Annotated in this window: 16 protein-coding genes; 8 read left to right on the forward strand and 8 right to left on the reverse strand. The window is 66.5% G+C overall.

Going from position 1 to position 15,166, the window contains the following annotated elements; genetic code table 11:
- Positions 1 to 29: 29 nt before the first annotated feature.
- The 3 genes from ACP7AR_RS15620 to ACP7AR_RS15630 are packed head-to-tail and all read right to left on the reverse strand — an operon-like array spanning position 30 to position 2,233.
- Positions 30 to 866, reverse strand: a complete 837-nt coding sequence (locus ACP7AR_RS15620) for a GntR family transcriptional regulator (protein ID WP_426187863.1) — start codon at positions 864 to 866, stop codon at positions 30 to 32.
- Complete coding sequence (gene rbsD, locus ACP7AR_RS15625; protein WP_426187865.1) at positions 867 to 1,265, reverse strand: D-ribose pyranase; 399 nt, start codon at positions 1,263 to 1,265, stop codon at positions 867 to 869.
- A gap of 23 nt (positions 1,266 to 1,288) precedes the next feature.
- Positions 1,289 to 2,233 (reverse strand): ribokinase, encoded by a 945-nt coding sequence (locus ACP7AR_RS15630; RefSeq protein ID WP_426187867.1) that lies wholly within the window; start codon positions 2,231 to 2,233, stop codon positions 1,289 to 1,291.
- Between the two features lie 123 nt (positions 2,234 to 2,356).
- Between ACP7AR_RS15630 and ACP7AR_RS15635 the strand changes: the two genes are divergently transcribed.
- A complete protein-coding gene (locus ACP7AR_RS15635) occupies positions 2,357 to 3,025 on the forward strand; it encodes a transaldolase family protein (RefSeq protein WP_426187869.1) in 669 nt (222 codons plus the stop codon).
- A gap of 24 nt (positions 3,026 to 3,049) precedes the next feature.
- Here ACP7AR_RS15635 and ACP7AR_RS15640 read toward each other — a convergent pair whose 3' ends face one another.
- The gene (locus ACP7AR_RS15640) at positions 3,050 to 3,736 is read right to left on the reverse strand and encodes a FadR/GntR family transcriptional regulator (RefSeq protein ID WP_426187871.1); all 687 of its coding nucleotides are present in this window, start codon (positions 3,734 to 3,736) and stop codon (positions 3,050 to 3,052) included.
- A gap of 47 nt (positions 3,737 to 3,783) precedes the next feature.
- Between ACP7AR_RS15640 and ACP7AR_RS15645 the strand changes: the two genes are divergently transcribed.
- Positions 3,784 to 4,683: an amidohydrolase family protein gene (locus tag ACP7AR_RS15645; protein ID WP_426187873.1), complete on the forward strand. Its 900-nt coding sequence runs from the start codon at positions 3,784 to 3,786 to the stop codon at positions 4,681 to 4,683.
- Positions 4,684 to 4,882: 199 nt separating this feature from the next.
- On the opposite strand, the gene ACP7AR_RS15650 is transcribed toward ACP7AR_RS15645, so the two are convergent.
- Positions 4,883 to 5,635: an SDR family NAD(P)-dependent oxidoreductase gene (locus ACP7AR_RS15650; protein WP_426187875.1), complete on the reverse strand. Its 753-nt coding sequence runs from the start codon at positions 5,633 to 5,635 to the stop codon at positions 4,883 to 4,885.
- Positions 5,632 to 6,492, reverse strand: a complete 861-nt coding sequence (locus tag ACP7AR_RS15655; protein ID WP_426187877.1) for a fumarylacetoacetate hydrolase family protein — start codon at positions 6,490 to 6,492, stop codon at positions 5,632 to 5,634. The genes ACP7AR_RS15650 and ACP7AR_RS15655 overlap by 4 nt, the downstream gene beginning before the upstream one ends.
- 125 nt (positions 6,493 to 6,617) lie before the next feature.
- On the opposite strand from ACP7AR_RS15655, the gene ACP7AR_RS15660 reads away from it, so the two are divergent.
- From ACP7AR_RS15660 to ACP7AR_RS15670, 3 genes are read left to right on the forward strand one after another with little or no spacing between them, the layout of a single operon-like run.
- A complete protein-coding gene (locus ACP7AR_RS15660) occupies positions 6,618 to 7,913 on the forward strand; it encodes an L-fuconate dehydratase (RefSeq protein WP_426187879.1) in 1,296 nt (431 codons plus the stop codon).
- Positions 7,900 to 8,871 carry an aldo/keto reductase gene (locus ACP7AR_RS15665; RefSeq protein WP_426187881.1) on the forward strand — a complete coding sequence of 324 codons (972 nt, stop codon included), beginning with the start codon at positions 7,900 to 7,902 and terminating at the stop codon, positions 8,869 to 8,871. Before ACP7AR_RS15660 ends, ACP7AR_RS15665 begins: the two co-directional genes overlap by 14 nt.
- Positions 8,872 to 8,880: 9 nt before the next feature.
- Positions 8,881 to 9,300 (forward strand): RbsD/FucU domain-containing protein, encoded by a 420-nt coding sequence (locus tag ACP7AR_RS15670; RefSeq protein WP_426187883.1) that lies wholly within the window; start codon positions 8,881 to 8,883, stop codon positions 9,298 to 9,300.
- A gap of 4 nt (positions 9,301 to 9,304) precedes the next feature.
- Here ACP7AR_RS15670 and ACP7AR_RS15675 read toward each other — a convergent pair whose 3' ends face one another.
- Positions 9,305 to 10,177, reverse strand: coding sequence for a sugar phosphate isomerase/epimerase family protein (locus ACP7AR_RS15675; RefSeq protein WP_426187885.1), 873 nt, complete (start codon positions 10,175 to 10,177; stop codon positions 9,305 to 9,307).
- A 196-nt stretch (positions 10,178 to 10,373) separates the two neighbouring features.
- Between ACP7AR_RS15675 and ACP7AR_RS15680 the strand changes: the two genes are divergently transcribed.
- The 3 genes from ACP7AR_RS15680 (at position 10,374) to ACP7AR_RS15690 (ending at position 13,989) form a co-directional block, all read left to right on the forward strand.
- Entirely contained in the window at positions 10,374 to 11,876 is a 1,503-nt protein-coding gene (locus tag ACP7AR_RS15680; RefSeq protein WP_426187887.1) for a sugar ABC transporter ATP-binding protein, read from the forward strand.
- The gene (locus tag ACP7AR_RS15685) at positions 11,876 to 12,907 is read left to right on the forward strand and encodes an ABC transporter permease (RefSeq protein ID WP_426187889.1); all 1,032 of its coding nucleotides are present in this window, start codon (positions 11,876 to 11,878) and stop codon (positions 12,905 to 12,907) included. The genes ACP7AR_RS15680 and ACP7AR_RS15685 overlap by 1 nt, the downstream gene beginning before the upstream one ends.
- A 77-nt stretch (positions 12,908 to 12,984) precedes the next feature.
- Positions 12,985 to 13,989 (forward strand): ABC transporter substrate-binding protein, encoded by a 1,005-nt coding sequence (locus ACP7AR_RS15690; protein ID WP_426187891.1) that lies wholly within the window; start codon positions 12,985 to 12,987, stop codon positions 13,987 to 13,989.
- A 191-nt stretch (positions 13,990 to 14,180) separates the two neighbouring features.
- Here ACP7AR_RS15690 and ACP7AR_RS15695 read toward each other — a convergent pair whose 3' ends face one another.
- On the reverse strand, positions 14,181 to 15,140 hold the full coding sequence (locus ACP7AR_RS15695; protein ID WP_426187893.1) for a phosphotriesterase family protein: 960 nt from the start codon (positions 15,138 to 15,140) through the stop codon (positions 14,181 to 14,183).
- Positions 15,141 to 15,166 lie beyond the last annotated feature (26 nt).

Raw genomic sequence — 15,166 nt, forward strand, 5'->3', positions numbered from 1 at the left:
ATCGTCCCTTCCGAGGGGATCAATCGCCCTCAGAGAGAGACTGTACCGGCTCGCGAGGTTCCGCCGTCGCCGTCGACGTGGAGCAGCGACGCCTGCGACTGCTCCTGGCGCAGCTGGAACTCGAACCGCGAGCGGTCTCCGCGGTGCAGCGCGATGAAGTACTCGATCGGAACCCCCTCCGCGTCGCGACTGATGCTGCGCAGCCGCAACAGGGCCGACCCGGCGCTGACATCGAGCCGCTGTGCCTGGTCGTGGGTCGCGACGGTCGCCTCGGCCGAGCGCACGCCGTCGGTGGCGCGGACGCCGTGCTCGGCGAGCAGGCGATACAGCGAGGCCTCTGACAGATCGACATCGAGGGTGAGGGTGCCGACGGCTTCCGGCATCCATGTCGTGGACAGGGACCACGGCTCACCGTCCACATGGCGGAGCCGTTCCAGCGCGATGACAGGCGATCCGACCGGTACCTCGAGGGCCGCGGCGACGTCGGCATCGGCATCCTCACGCTCATGGCGGAGGATGTCGCTGTGCACGTGTCCTCCGCGTCGCTCGACATCGTCGAACAGGCCGATCAGCGTGTGGACCAGCGCTTCGCTCGTGCGCGGCCGGGAGACGAAGGTGCCCTTGCCCTTCACGCGTTCGACGAGACCCTCATGCTCGAGCTGTGCGAGCGCCTGCCGTACGACCGTGCGCGAGATGCCGTAGCGCTCGCACAGCCGATGCTCTCCGGGGAGGGGATCACCGGGCTGCAGTCCGTCTCTGGTGATGCCGTCGATGATCAGCTGACGCAGCTGGTCGTACATGGGAGCCGCGGAGTGCCGGTCGATCGTGTCCGCCGGTGCCGGCTGGGTCCGGGCGATGGTGGACATCTAGTACGCCACCCCCGCGTGCAGGATGACGTTGGCGTACGGGGTGAACTCCCCGGAGCGCACGAATGCGCGGGCGGCATGCGTCTGCTTCTTGAACTCGATGTGCGGCACGAGTTCGATCTCGATGCCGGGCAGCCGCTCGCGGAGTCCGGCCAGCACCTCTGGGCTCTGGTCCGCGACCTCGGCCGACACCGTCGCCCCCTCGACGACCATCTCGGCGAGCACGGTGTCGAGCACATCGAAGAACGCCGGGGCGCCGGGGCGGTAAGCCAGGTCGATCCGCTCCGATCCGGGCGGGATGGGCAGCCCGGCATCCGTCACGACGATGAGGTCGGTGTGCCCCGTCTCGCTGATGACGCGCGAAAGGGCGGGATTGATCGTCGTGGAGGTCTTTCGCATCGTGGGCTCCTGGTCGGTGGCAGTCAGACTCGGGATGCCAGGAAGGCATCGACGTCGGCTCGGACGGGCAGGCTGGGGGAGGCGCCCGGCTTGGTGACGGTGAGGGCGCCGGCAGCCGTGGCGAGCCGGACGGCATCGGTCAGCGAGGCGCCGTTCGCGAGAGCGGCGCCGAGGTAGCCGGCGTAGGCGTCTCCGGCCGCAGTGGTGTCGACGGCCTCGACCGGCAGAGGGGGGACGATCGACGCGCCGTCTGTCGTCACCACGCACGAACCCTGCTCGGCGAGCGTGATGACGGCGGCCCCGACACCGTGAGCGAGGAACCAGCGTCCGGCCTGCTCTGCAGTCGCGGCATCCGTCACCTTGATCCCGCTGAGCACCGACGCCTCCGTCTCGTTCGGCGTGACGATGTCGATGCTCGCCCACACCTCTGCGGGCAGAGGCGCGGCGGGCGCGGGGTCGAGGATCACCGTCATGCCGAGTTCGCGGCCTCTGGCGGTGATGTGCGCCGTCAGCGCTGACGGTGTCTCGAGCTGGGTCAGCAGCACGGAGGTGGTAGGGGAGAGCGCGTCGAGAGCGGCGTCGATCTGATCGGTGTTCAGCTCGGCGTTGGCCAGCGGCACCATCACGATGTCGTTCTGCGCGGATGCGTCGACGCGGATGTGCGCGATGCCAGTGGGACCGGGGACTGTGCGCAGATGAGTGAGGTCGACGCCGGCCTCTGTCAGCCCGTCGACGACCAGGTCGTGGAAGAGGTCGTCGCCGACGCATCCCACGAAACTCGTTCTGGCACCGGCGCGGCCGGCGGCCACGGCCTGGTTCGCGCCCTTGCCGCCGAGCATCATGGTGAACTGATCGCCCAGGATCGTTTCGCCACGCGCGGGCAGCCGCCGTGAGAATGTGGTCACATCCGCCGTGACGCTGCCGACGATGACGACGCCGTTGCGTCCTTCGGTGGGTGAGACGGTCATGGGGCTCCTGATCCTCTGCGGCACGCGTCGTTCTCGGCACCGTCTTTGACTTCGCCGAGTCCTGTCATTACATTAGCCGAATCCGAACCTGTAACGACAGGTTCGTCACTAGGAGTCGATCCCATGCCCGTCAACGTCATCTCCCCGCGCCTGTACGTCGACAGCGCCGACACGGAGCGGGTCTCCAGACTGCTGACGGCGCAGGTGGTGCACGGCGTGACCACGAATCCCACGATCCTCGAGCGCGGCGGTCGCACCGCGGCCGAGATCCCCTCGCTCTACGCGCAGTGGGAGTCGGAGGGTGCGCGCGAGATCTTCTTCCAGACCTGGGGATCGTCCCGTGCCGAACTCCTGCGCAATGCCGAGACGATCCGCGCACTCGGCGATCGAGTGGCGGTGAAGGTGCCGGCGACCGCAGAGGGCTTCGCCGCAGCATCCGCCCTCGTGGCCGACGGAGCGACCGTGCTCATCACCGCCGTGTACTCGGTCGCGCAGGCCCTCGCCGCGGCGAGCATCGGCGCGGCGTACATCGCGCCCTATCTCGGGCGGCTGCGCGATGCAGGAGTCGACGGCGACGCGCTGATCCCGCAGATGCAGGCCGTGTGCGCGGGAAGCGCGACGAACGTGCTCGCGGCGAGTCTCAGGTCTGCCGACGACGTCGTGTCGCTGCGGCTGGCCGGTGTGCCGTACTTCACTGCCGCGCCTGACGTGCTGGATGAGGTGCTGCAGCACTCCGTGAGCGACAGTTCGGCCGCAGAATTCGAGGCCGCCATGGGCCGCATCGGCGCTTAGCGCGGCGGGAAGTGCAGGCCGAGGCTATGCCTCGGTGACCGCGGCCGCCTGTCGCAGCCAGCGCTCGATGCCCGCGATGTGCGCGGTGGCGAGGGATGTCGCGAGATTCGGGTCGCGCTGCGCGATCGCCTCGGCGATGCCGCGGTGCTCGGAGAGGGTGCGCTCGACCGCGCCCTGCTCGGTGAGTCCTCGCCAGATCCGTGCACGAACGGTCTGGCCGCTGAGGCTTTCGATGAGGCTGGCGAGGTAGGCGTTGCCGGCCATGCGGACGATGTCGCGGTGGAACCGGATGTCATGCTCCACGAGCGCGTCGATCGAGACGTCGGAGTCGATACCGTCCAACTCCGTGTGCAGCTCGGCGATCGCATCCGCGGTGCCGAGGGTTGCGGCGAGCCCTGTCGCCTGGGATTCCAGCATCCGCCTGACCGCGAAGATCTCGAGCAGCGAGTCGTCGTCATGCATGTCGGCGACGAACGAGATCGCCTCGAGCAGCAGGTGCGGCTCGAGGCTGGTGACGTAGGTGCCGTCGCCGCGGCGCACATCGAGCACGCGGATGACCTCGAGCGCCTTCACCGCCTCACGCATGGAATTGCGCGAGAGGCCGAGCCGCTCTGAGAGCTCCTTCTCCGGTGGGAGGCGGTCTCCGGGGGACAACTCGCCGGACACGATCATCGCCTTGATCTTCTCGATCGCCTCATCGGTAACAGCCATGGTCGTCATCCTAGCGATTGATCGGATGTCTGGGGCAGGATGGTGCCATGCGCGTTCTCGATTCACATCTGCACCTGTGGGACCCGGCGCTCCTGGACTACCCGTGGCTCGAGGGTCCGTTGCTGTCACGCTTCGCCGCGGAGGAGATCGCGACCGCTGTCGACGGGGTCGAGGACGAGCGTGGTTTCGTGTTCGTGCAGGCCGACTGCGTCGAGGCGCAGTACCTCGACGAGACCGACTGGGTGGCCTCGCTCGCCGAGAAGGTGGGCGTGCGCGCGATCGTCGCGGGGGCCCGGTTGGATCGCGGAACCGAGACGGAGCGTCACCTGGATGCTGTCGCTGCGCGCCCTCTCGTCGTCGGCGTGCGGCATCTGCTGCAGGGTGAGCCGGCAGGGTTCGCAGGAGGGCAGGCGTTCCGTTCGGGTGCCGCGGCTCTTGTCGACCGAGGTTTGACCTTCGATGCGTGCGTTCGCGGCGAGGCGCAGTCGCGTGACGTGGAGGCATTGGCGGCTGCGGTACCGGAGCTTCGCATCGTGCTCGATCATCTCGGCAAGCCCTCGGTGGGGACCGCGGTGGAGCCCGAAGCGCCTTCCGCGGAGTGGGCGGCGTCGATGCACGCGCTTGCCGCGCACGCCCAGGTGCACTGCAAGCTCTCCGGACTGCCTGCCGAAGCGGGCGGATCGTGGAGCGCTGAGCAGCTGGAGCCGTTCTTCGATGTCGCGCTGGAGGCGTTCGGACCCGACAGGTTGATGATCGGCAGCGACTGGCCGGTGTCGGCGGTCACGGCATCCGGCTGGAATGGTGGCAATGGCGAGAATCGTGCTGCGCTGGATGCGGGCGCGATCGGGGCCTGGACGGAGGCGGTCGCATCGTGGGCGGTCGCTCGAGACCTCGACGTCGACGCGATCATGTGGCGCAACGCCGAGAGCTTCTACCGGCTGGGGTAGCGGCTCGCGCGCGAAAGGTGTCGCGAATGGTCGCAAAAACCGCACCGAGGCGGCATCCCGCGACACCTCTACGTCTGAGGGGAGCCAGGAGGTGTCGCGAATGGTCGCCAATCTCGCGTGGATGCGGCATCGTGCGACACTTCGCGCGGCGCCGCTGACCCGGGTGCGTCCGTCCGACCCGGGGTCCGTGTCTTCGGGATTACTCCGACCGCAGGCGCAACTGCGCCATGCCGCCGTCGACCTCGATGAACGTGCCAGTGGTGGATGCCGCGGAAGGGCTCACCAGGTACGCCACGGCCGCGGCCACCTCGTCGGGTGAGACCAGTCGTCCGTGCGGCTGACGCGCTTCGAGTGCTGCGCGCTCGGCGTCAGGATCGACGGCCTGGCCGAGCAGGCGACCCACCCACGGGGTGTCGGCCGTGCCGGGGTTCACGGCGTTGACGCGGATGCCCTCGCGCAGGTGGTCGGCGGCCATGGCGCGGGTGAGCGCAGAGACCGCGCCCTTCGACGCCGTGTACAGCGCGCGCTGCGGCAGACCGGTGGTGGAGGCGATGGATGCTGTGTTGCACACTGCGGCAGCGGGGGACTTCCGCAACCAGGGGAGCGCCGCCGCGGTCACCCTTGCGATCCCGGTGACGTTGACCGACAGCACCCGCGCCCACTCCTCGTCGTCGTTCGCGGTGACGTCTCCGACGGCACCGATGCCCGCGTTGTTCACGACGATGTCGATGCGGCCGAACTTCGCGGCGGCGGCGGCGACCGCGGCATCCACACTTGCACGATCAGAGATGTCGGCCGTGAACGCTGCGAAGCGCTCGTCGGCGCCCGACGTGTCGCGGTCGAGAACTGCGATCTGAGCGCCGTCCGCATGCAGACGCGTCGCGATCGCCGCGCCGATGCCTGACGCTCCGCCCGTGACGATCGCGACAAGACTGTCCAGAGGAGCACTCATCGATTCGCCTCCCATGCCACGAAGTTCTGCCGCTGGTGCCCGAGCCCATCGATCTGGATCTCGACGACGTCGCCGGCCCTCAGATACGGGTACTTGCCGGACAGTGCCACGCCCTGAGGTGTGCCGGTGAGGATCAGGTCGCCCGGCTCGAGCGTCACGTACTGCGAGAGGTGGTGCACGATGGTGCGCACGTCGAAGATCATGTCGGACGTGTTCGAGTCCTGACGCGGCTCGCCGTTCACGAAGCTCTTGAGGTTCAGATCGTCCACATCGACCTCGTCCGGGGTGACCAGCCACGGGCCGGTCGGGTTGAATCCGGGGGCGATCTTGCCCTTCGACCACTGTCCGCCGGAGACCTCGATCTGGAAGGAGCGCTCCGACACGTCGTTGGCGACGACGTAGCCTGCGATGTGCGCATCGGCCTCCTCGGGGGAATCGAGGTAAGCCGCTCGGGCGCCGATCACGATGCCGAGCTCGACCTCCCAATCGGTCTTCTCGCTGCCTCGGGGGATCGTCACGTCGTCGTTCGGCCCGACCACGGTGTTCGGGGTCTTGAGGAAGATGATCGGGATCTTCGGCGGCTCGGAACCCGACTCCGCCGCGTGCGCTGCGTAGTTCATGCCGATGCAGATGACGGCACTCGGGCGTGCGATCGGCGAGCCGATGCGGAGATCCGCGGCGCCCTCGAGTTCGGCGAGCTCGCCGGCGGCGCGCGCCGCATCCACTCGCGCACGGAAGTCGGTCGCGAGGAAATCCCCGTCGACATCGGATGTCACCGATCGGAGGTCGAAGTGTCGATCACCGTCGACCAGGACGGGAATCTCGGATCCAGGGGCGCCAAGCCGCGCGAACTTCATGGTTCTCCAGCCTCTCAGGGGAACCGCCGGCTGACGGCCCATCTGATTGACAGTATAGACATCCGATGTTTACACTCCAAGAGATCCGTGCAGAATATTCGTGCTGCACGAGGAGAGGAATCCCCGTGAGCCGTATCGTCGCACTCGACACCACCGACATCCGCTTCCCCACGTCTTTGAGCCTTGACGGTTCGGATGCGATGAATCCCGATCCGGACTACTCGGCAGCGTATGCGGTGATCCGCACCGACGCCGCAGACGGCATCGAGGGCCACGCCTTCGTCTTCACGATCGGACGAGGAAACGATGTGCAGGTCGCGGCGATCGATGCACTCGCCGGGCACCTGGTCGGCCGTGAGATCGAGCCTCTTCTGGATGACATGGGAACCACGTTCCGCGACATCATCGGTGACTCGCAACTGCGCTGGCTCGGCCCGGAGAAGGGCGTCATGCACATGGCGATCGGCGCCGTCATCAACGCTCTCTGGGACATCAAGGCCAAGCGTGCGGGCCTGCCGCTCTGGCAGTTGCTCGCGAGAATGACGCCAGAGGAGATCGTCGATCTCGTCGACTTCCGCTACCTCACCAACGCGCTCACCCCCGAGGATGCGCTCGAGATCCTGCGCGCAGGTGTCGCGGGGAGGGAAGAGCGCGAAGCCGAACTTCTCGCCTCCGGCTACCCGGGTTACACCACGAGCCCCGGATGGCTCGGCTACTCAGACGAGAAGCTCGAGCGCCTCGCGCGCGAGGCGCTCGCAGACGGCTTCACCCAGATCAAACTCAAGGTCGGCGCAGACCTCGACGACGACATCCGCCGTTTCCGCAAGGCCCGCGAGGTCGTCGGACCCGACTTCCCGATCGCGATCGACGCGAATCAGCGCTGGGAGGTTTCGGAGGCGATCGAGTGGGTGAACGCGCTGGCCGAATTCAACCCGACCTGGGTCGAAGAGCCCACGAGCCCCGACGACATCCTTGGTCACGCCGAGATCGCCCGAGGGATCGCGCCGATCCGCGTCGCGACGGGGGAGCATGCGCAGAACCGGATGATCTTCAAGCAACTGCTGCAGGCGAACGCGATCGAGGTCATGCAGATCGATGCCGTACGCGTCGCCGGAGTCAACGAGAACATCGCCAACCTGCTGCTCGCCGCGAAGTTCGGTGTTCCGGTGTGCCCGCACGCCGGCGGCGTCGGACTGTGCGAGGCCGTGCAGCACCTGTCGATGTTCGACTTCGTCGCCGTCACCGGCACCCGTGAGGGTCGTCTGATCGAATTCGTCGATCACCTGCACGAGCACTTCGTCGTGCCCACCGACATCCAAGGCGGCTCGTACATGGCACCCACGACTCCCGGTGCCAGCATGGAGATGAAGGCGGAGAGCATCGCGAAGTACACCTGGAAGGGCGAGCATGTCATCGACTGAACTGCAGTTGCCCACGCTCGGATACGGCGCCGCGAATGTCGGAAACCTCTTCCGTGAGCTCTCCGACGATGAAGCATGGGCAGTGCTCGAGGCGGCGTGGGAGAGCGGAGTCCGTTACTACGACACCGCACCGCACTATGGCCTGGGACTGTCGGAGCGACGTCTCGGGGCCTTCCTGCAGACCAAGCCACGTGACGAATTCGTCGTCTCGACCAAAGCCGGCCGTCTCCTTCGACCGAACCCCGACTTCGACGGCGGTCTCGACACCGCCCACGACTTCTTCGTGCCGGATGCCCTGCAGCGCGTGTGGGACTTCTCGGATGCCGGCATCCGCGCGTCCCTCGATGAATCGCGTGAGCGATTGGGGCTCGACCGGATCGACCTCGTCTTCCTGCATGATCCGGAGCGCAATGACCTCGACCTCGCGCTCGCCGAGGCCTTCCCCGCTCTCGAGGCGGTGCGCGCTGAGGGCGGTGTGCAGGCGATCGGCATCGGATCGATGGCATCCGCGGCGCTGGCGCGTTCGGTGCGAGAGGCCGACCTCGACATCATCATGATCGCCGGGCGTTACACGCTGCTCGAGCAGCCGGCCGCGGTCGACGTGCTGCCCGCGTGCCGCGATCGCGGCACCGGGGTGGTCGCGGCATCCGTGTTCAATTCAGGACTGCTCGCGAAGGCCGAGCCGACACGGGACGGTCGCTACGAATACGGTGGCGTGCCGGACGAGATCTGGGACAGATTGCAGCGCATCGTCGCCGTCTGCAGCGCGCATGACGTGCCGCTTCCTGCGGCGGCCGTCCAGTTCCCGCTTCGGGACGCGTCGACGCGGTCGGTGGTGCTGGGCAGCTCACGCCCTGAGCAGGTGCGGCAGAACGCCGAACTCGCGGCTCTCACGATTCCCGACGAGTTCTGGGATGAGCTCGTCGAGGATCGGCTCATCCCGGCATCCACCGTCTGAGGAGGAATCATGCTCGAAGGAATCAACCCGCTGCTCACCGGCGAACTGCTGCTGCACCTGGATCGGATGGGGCACTCCGATGCCGTCGTGATCGCGGATGCGCACTTTCCCGCCTGGGCCCTGGGCGAACGCGCGATCGATCTGCCCGGCACCACGACGCCCGAGGTGCTGGCGGCGATCCGCACGGTGATCCCGCTCGACGATGCGCCGGGCCTCGACCTGATGGAATCCGCCGACGGCGAGGTGCTGGACGTGCAGTGCGAACTCATGGATGCCGCCGGCACCACCGTCGACACCACCCGGTTCGTGGAGCGCTTCGCCTACTACGAGATCGCCGCGCCCGCCTACCTCATGGTGCGCACCGGCGAGACCCGCAAGTACGGCAATGCGCTGCTGCGCAAGGGTGTGGTCGGGCACGCGTCCGCGTAGGCGGTCAGTGCCGATCGATGCTCTCCACGGCGTGCATGGCGTCGCGGATGAAGCGATTGGCGTGAGCGGCGAGATCGTCCGAGTCCTGCCAGAGGTTCCGCCAGATGCCGAGCGTGTTGCTCAGCTCGGCGCTGACCACGGCTGACGAGAACGATTCGAACACGACGGGGCCGTCGTAGTCGACGTCGTGCAGCGCGCGGAAGAAGGTCGCGAAGTCGACTGTGCCGGTGCCGAGGTAGCCGCGGTGGCTGTCGCCGATGTGCACGTAGCCGAGCTTTCCCGCCGCAGCGACGTCGTGCACGGGCTGGAAGAAATCCGATTCCTCGATGTTCATGTGGTAGGTGTCCAAGTGCACGCTGACATCGCCTGCGACGCCGTCGAGGAAGCCGAGCGCACCTCGCCCTGTGTTGAAGGCGTTCGACTCGTAGCGGTTCACGACCTCGAGCGAGAGGCGGATGCCGCGGGCTGCAGCCTTGGCAGCGAGGTCTGAGATCGCACGCTGACTGTTCTCGATGCCCTTCGGTGTCGCCGGCGACATGTACTTGCCCATCGCCGAATAGATAACACCGCACAGCACGTCGCCGCCCATCGTGGCGACGTGGTCGAGGCAGCGCTCCAGCATCGCGACTCCGGATGCGACGACCGCCGCGTCCTCGCTGGTGAGGTCGGTCGCGGAGGTCAGCCCGAGGGATGCCGTCACGGCGAGGTCGTTGTCGCGCAGCATCCGCGCGGCGAGGTCCGAGTCGAAAGATGAAGCGTCCATCAGAGGGATCTCGATCAGATCGAAGCCTGCCTGCTTCGTGCCCTCGATGGCGCGCCGCAGGCCCGCCTCTTCGAAGGATCCCGTGAAGACCAGTCCGTGCGCGCCGATGAGCATGTGCGTCCTTCTCTCTGCGCGTTCGCGCGCATCCGTGACAAAGTTGTTATTACAGGTCTAGCATGGCAGGACTCGAGTAGGTACATTTAGATACAACTTGCGTCGGAGATGACGCTGGTACAGAATTGACCCGATGTTTGAAATGGATTCCATCACACGGAATCCGCACACGACCTCCAAGGAAGCAGGTGAGTACATGAGCGATCCCATCCTCAGGGTCGACGGCATCAGCAAGGGCTTCCCCGGGGTCCAGGCACTCCAGGATGTGCACCTCGAAGTGCACGCCGGTGAAGTGCTCGTGCTCGTGGGCGAGAACGGTGCGGGCAAGTCGACGCTCATGAAGATCCTGTCCGGGATCTACACACGCGACGAGGGCACCATCGCCTTCGAGGGTAAGGAGGTCGAGCTCACCAGCCCGTTGCAGGCGCAGCACCTCGGCATCACGATCATCCATCAGGAACTCAACCTGATGCCCGACCTCACCGTGGCGCAGAACATCTACATCGGCCGCGAGCCCACCTCCGCCCTCCTGCTGTCCGAGCGCAGACTCAACAAGCAGACGGCCGAACTGCTGGGCCGACTCGGCATCAACCTCAACCCGCGACAGCTGGTGGGTGAGCTGACGGTCGCCGAGCAGCAGATGGTGGAGATCGCGAAAGCCTTGTCGTTCAACGCGAAGGTGCTCATCATGGATGAGCCGACCTCCGCCCTCACCGACAGCGAGGTCGAGACGCTGTTCGTCCTGATCGAGCAGCTCAAGGCCAGCGGCACCGGCATCGTCTACATCTCGCATCGTATGGACGAGTTGCGTCGTCTCGCCGACCGCGTCTCGGTGCTGCGCGATGGGCGATACATCGGATCACTCGAGAAGAGCGAGATCAGCGTGCCGAAGATCATCGAGATGATGGTCGGGCGTGTGATCGACGAGGGAACCCGCCCAGAGGCGCGCGAGCATCTCGGCGATCCTGTCGTGCTCGACGTGCAGGGACTCACGACGAGGACGCTGCTGAAAGACGTGTCGTTCCAGCTCCACAAGGGAGAGATCCTGGGATTCGCCGGCCTCATGGGCGCCGGACGCACCGAGACGGCCCGCGCCATCATCGGAGCCGATCCCCGAGACGGCGGCGTCATCGAAGTCGGCGGACGGGCAGCGAAGATCAATCAACCGGCGGACGCGGTCAAACTCGGCCTCGGGTACCTCTCCGAAGACCGCAAGCGCCTCGGACTCATGCTCGAGCAGAGCGTCACCTTCAACACGGTTCTCGCCTCGCTCGACTCGTACGCAGGCGCCATCGGGTGGATGGGCGACAGCAAGGCGAAGCAGCGCACCAAGGAGTACGTCCAGCAGCTTCGTGTGAAGACCCCGTCCGTCAACCAGGTCGTGAAGCTGCTGTCCGGCGGAAACCAGCAGAAGGTCGTCATCGCCAAATGGCTCATGCGCGACTGCGACATCCTCATCTTCGACGAACCGACCCGCGGCATCGACGTCGGCGCCAAGGAAGAGATCTACCGCCTCATGCAGCAGCTGGCGGATGCCGGGAAGTCGATCATCGTCATCTCATCGGAGCTGCCCGAGATCCTCCGCGTCGCGAACCGCATCGCCGTGTTCGCGAACGGTCGGATCACAGGAACGCTCCGCAACGAAGAAGCCAGCCAGGAGAAGATCATGCAACTCGCAGCCCACGGGGAGGAAGACTGATGAGCACCCCAGAACAGTCCGGATCGACGACGACCGTCATCCAGCAGGCAATGGCCGAGAACACCGACAAGCGTGACACTCGTGCCTTCCTCAAGCGTCAGGTGCAGCAGTCCCTGGCGTTCGGCACGCTGGTCGTGCTGCTGATCTTCTTCTCACTCGCGAGTCCGAACTTCTTCACCTTCAGCAACATCGCCTCTGTGCTGCTGTCGACGGCGGTCATCGGCATCCTCGCCCTCGGGACGACGTTCGTCATCATCACGGGAGGCATCGACCTGTCGCTGGGCACAGGTATGGCTCTCTGCTCGGTGATGACGGGTGTGCTCATCACGAATATGGGTCTCCCGGTCTGGATCGGCGTGATCGGCGGTATCGCCACCGGTGTGCTGATGGGCCTCGTCAACGGGTTCAACGTCACGTTCCTGCGGCTGCCGCCGTTCATCGCGACGCTCGCCATGATGATGATCGCCGGCGGTCTCGCCCTGGTCATCTCCAACGTCGCCCCGATCTACTTCTCGACGTCGGCCCCCGACTTCAAGCGGATCGCGCTCGGTGCCATCATTCCCGGCATCCCGAACGCCGTCCTCATCACCGCCGTGCTCGCTATCATCGCGTTCCTCGTCCTGTCGAAGACGCTGCTCGGCCGCTACACCTTCGCGATCGGCTCGAACGAGGAGGCAACGCGGCTCTCCGGTGTGAACACCCGACGCTGGACGATCTTCGTCTACATGTTCGCCGGTGCCTTCACCGGGATCGCCGGTGTGGTCATCGCCTCTCGCCTCGACTCGGCGCAGCCGCAGATCGGTACGGGCTACGAGCTGCAGGCGATCGCCGCCGTGATCATCGGCGGTACGTCCCTGCTCGGCGGTCGCGGATCGATCATCGGCACGGTCATCGGCGCACTCATCATGAGTGTGCTCGTCAACGGCCTCAGCATCCTGTCGATCCAGACCGAATGGCGCAACATCGTCGTCGGCGTGGTCGTGCTGCTGGCGGTCTTCCTCGACTCGCTGCGCAACCGCCAGCGAACCTGATCCTTTCCCTCCCTATCCACCACAGCGCCGACCGTGAGGCCGGCATCCACAAGTAATCACCGAACAATGGAGTTTCCATGCGATTTGGCAAGAAGACCGCATTCGCGGCACTCATGGCCGCATCCGCGCTCGTGATGGCGGGCTGCGCAGGCGGCGGCGGCGACATCATCGAAGAGGGCGCCCCCGACGGCGGCGGCAGCAGCGACGGCGAGATGTACATCGCGCTGGTGTCGAAGGGCTTCCAGCACCAGTTCTGGCAGGCGGTGAAGAAGGGCGCAGAGCAGAAGGCAGAAGAACTCGGCGTCAAGATCACCTTCGAAGGCCCTGCCGCGGAGACCGAGATCGCCCAGCAGCTCGAGATGCTCACCACGGCCATCGACAAGAACCCGGATGCCATCGCCTACGCCGCTCTCGATCCGGAGGCGTGCGTCGCTCCGCTGGAGCAGGCGAAGTCGAAGGAGATCCCTGTCGTCTACTTCGACGCCCCGTGCAACGGCGACGTGGGCCTGAGCCTCTCGGCGACCGACAGCAAGGTCGCCGGAGCCCTGGCCGCAGAGCACATGGCAGAGCTGATCGGCGGCGAGGGTGAAGTCGGCATCGTCGGCCACTCGCAGATCAACTCGACCGGTGTCGAGCGCCGTGATGGCTTCGTCGAGAAGATCGAGGCCGACTACCCGGACATCGAGATCGTCGACATCCAGTACGGCGACGGCGACCACCTGAAGTCGGCAGACATCGCCAAGGCCATGATCGCCGCGCACCCCGACCTCAAGGGCATCTACGGCACCAACGAGGGCTCGGCCATCGGCGTCGTGAACGCCGTCGGCGAGCTCGGCCTGGAGAAGGGCAAGCTGACCATCATCGGGTTCGACTCCGGTGCGGCGCAGATCGAAGCCATCAAGAACGGCACCATGGCCGGCGCCATCACCCAGGACCCGATCGGCATCGGTGAGCAGGTCGTCCAGGCCGCATTCGACGCCGCCAACGGCGACGATGTCGAGGAGTTCTACGACACCGGCTCGTACTGGTACGACGCCGAGAACATGGAAGACGAGGAAATCGCAGCCGTCCTCTACGAGTGATCTGATCGGTCGGCTTCGGCCCCTCGTCTTCGGGCGAGGGGCCGTTTCCGTGTCCCGGCAAACGCATCGGGTGCACGGATGCAGGGCGATCGTACGGATGCAGGGCCAGATCACGGCGTGTCGCCCTGCATCCGTGCATTCACCCTGCAAGTGTGCGCATCCTGCACGTGTGCGGCGGAGCGCCGCCGGGATCACGCCAGGGCGAGCAACCTGGCGGGGTTGGCGACCAGCATCCGGTCCACAGCGTCGTCGCCGACGAGGGAGCGCAGGCGCGGGATGTACCGCTCGCCGAGATAGGCGAGGCCGGGCATGCCGCCGTAGGAGACGTAGCGGGTGCGCCGAGCGACATCCCCGCCGAGCAGGATGCGGTCGCCGCCGCCCTGTTCGACGACGGCGGCGCTCAGTGCCAGCAGTTCGGCGTCGCTGCGGGTGCGCGGCCGCGCGAATCCGTCGTAGCCGAGATATGCACCCCGTTCAGCGAGCGACGCGTGCAGCCCGACATCCGGATCCCGGTCGGCGTGCGCGAGAACGACCCGATCGGGTGCGACGCCGTCGGCGGCCAGCAGATCGAGCACTTCGTGCGCCGCCGTGCAGAACTCCAGATGCACCATGATCGGTGCGAGCGTCGCTCGGTGCGCTGCGGCCAGTGCCTCGAGCGTCGTCCGTTCGAACGGGCTGATCCGCCAGTAGTCGATGCCGGCCTTGAGCAACCCAGCGCGTACGGGAGAGCCGGTCGGGTTGCGGGCGGTTCGCACGTCGGGGCTCTCGAAGATCTCCGCGTCGTTCGCGGCCATGCCGGTGGTCACGTCGGCGATGAGGAGCTCTGCGAGCTGTTCGGCCGTCCACACCTGCATCGGATGCTCGTCGCCGTAGTGCGCCTCACGGTGCCGCCCTGTCGTGGCGACGACGTGCAATCCGGTGGAGTCACTGATGCGTGCGAGCGCTTCGGGGTCACGACCGAGTCCGAAGGGCGTGGCATCCACCATGGCTGCGAAGCCGCTGCCGCGCAGCAGCGCGGCTTCCGCGCCGGACGCGGCTTCGTCGTCGAGCTCGTCTCCTGGTAGCAGGGGGCTGATCTGGAACAGGTGCTCGTGGTAGTTCGTCGGCCCGAGCAGTGTCGGGTCGATGTCGCCGAGGACGGTGCGGATCATGGCTCTTCGAGTACGCGCCGCTTGCG

This window comes from Microbacterium sp. TWP3-1-2b2, from assembly GCF_049896145.1.
GTDB lineage: Bacteria > Actinomycetota > Actinomycetes > Actinomycetales > Microbacteriaceae > Microbacterium.

Coding starts and splice junctions, on each gene's coding strand:
- ACP7AR_RS15620 (WP_426187863.1), bottom strand. CDS start 866: ATGTCCACCATCGCCCGGACCCAGCCGGCACCGGCGGACACGATCGAC.
- rbsD (WP_426187865.1), bottom strand. CDS start 1,265: ATGCGAAAGACCTCCACGACGATCAATCCCGCCCTTTCGCGCGTCATC.
- ACP7AR_RS15630 (WP_426187867.1), bottom strand. CDS start 2,233: ATGACCGTCTCACCCACCGAAGGACGCAACGGCGTCGTCATCGTCGGC.
- ACP7AR_RS15635 (WP_426187869.1), top strand. CDS start 2,357: ATGCCCGTCAACGTCATCTCCCCGCGCCTGTACGTCGACAGCGCCGAC.
- ACP7AR_RS15640 (WP_426187871.1), bottom strand. CDS start 3,736: ATGGCTGTTACCGATGAGGCGATCGAGAAGATCAAGGCGATGATCGTG.
- ACP7AR_RS15645 (WP_426187873.1), top strand. CDS start 3,784: ATGCGCGTTCTCGATTCACATCTGCACCTGTGGGACCCGGCGCTCCTG.
- ACP7AR_RS15650 (WP_426187875.1), bottom strand. CDS start 5,635: ATGAGTGCTCCTCTGGACAGTCTTGTCGCGATCGTCACGGGCGGAGCG.
- ACP7AR_RS15655 (WP_426187877.1), bottom strand. CDS start 6,492: ATGAAGTTCGCGCGGCTTGGCGCCCCTGGATCCGAGATTCCCGTCCTG.
- ACP7AR_RS15665 (WP_426187881.1), top strand. CDS start 7,900: ATGTCATCGACTGAACTGCAGTTGCCCACGCTCGGATACGGCGCCGCG.
- ACP7AR_RS15670 (WP_426187883.1), top strand. CDS start 8,881: ATGCTCGAAGGAATCAACCCGCTGCTCACCGGCGAACTGCTGCTGCAC.
- ACP7AR_RS15675 (WP_426187885.1), bottom strand. CDS start 10,177: ATGCTCATCGGCGCGCACGGACTGGTCTTCACGGGATCCTTCGAAGAG.
- ACP7AR_RS15680 (WP_426187887.1), top strand. CDS start 10,374: ATGAGCGATCCCATCCTCAGGGTCGACGGCATCAGCAAGGGCTTCCCC.
- ACP7AR_RS15685 (WP_426187889.1), top strand. CDS start 11,876: ATGAGCACCCCAGAACAGTCCGGATCGACGACGACCGTCATCCAGCAG.
- ACP7AR_RS15690 (WP_426187891.1), top strand. CDS start 12,985: ATGCGATTTGGCAAGAAGACCGCATTCGCGGCACTCATGGCCGCATCC.
- ACP7AR_RS15695 (WP_426187893.1), bottom strand. CDS start 15,140: ATGATCCGCACCGTCCTCGGCGACATCGACCCGACACTGCTCGGGCCG.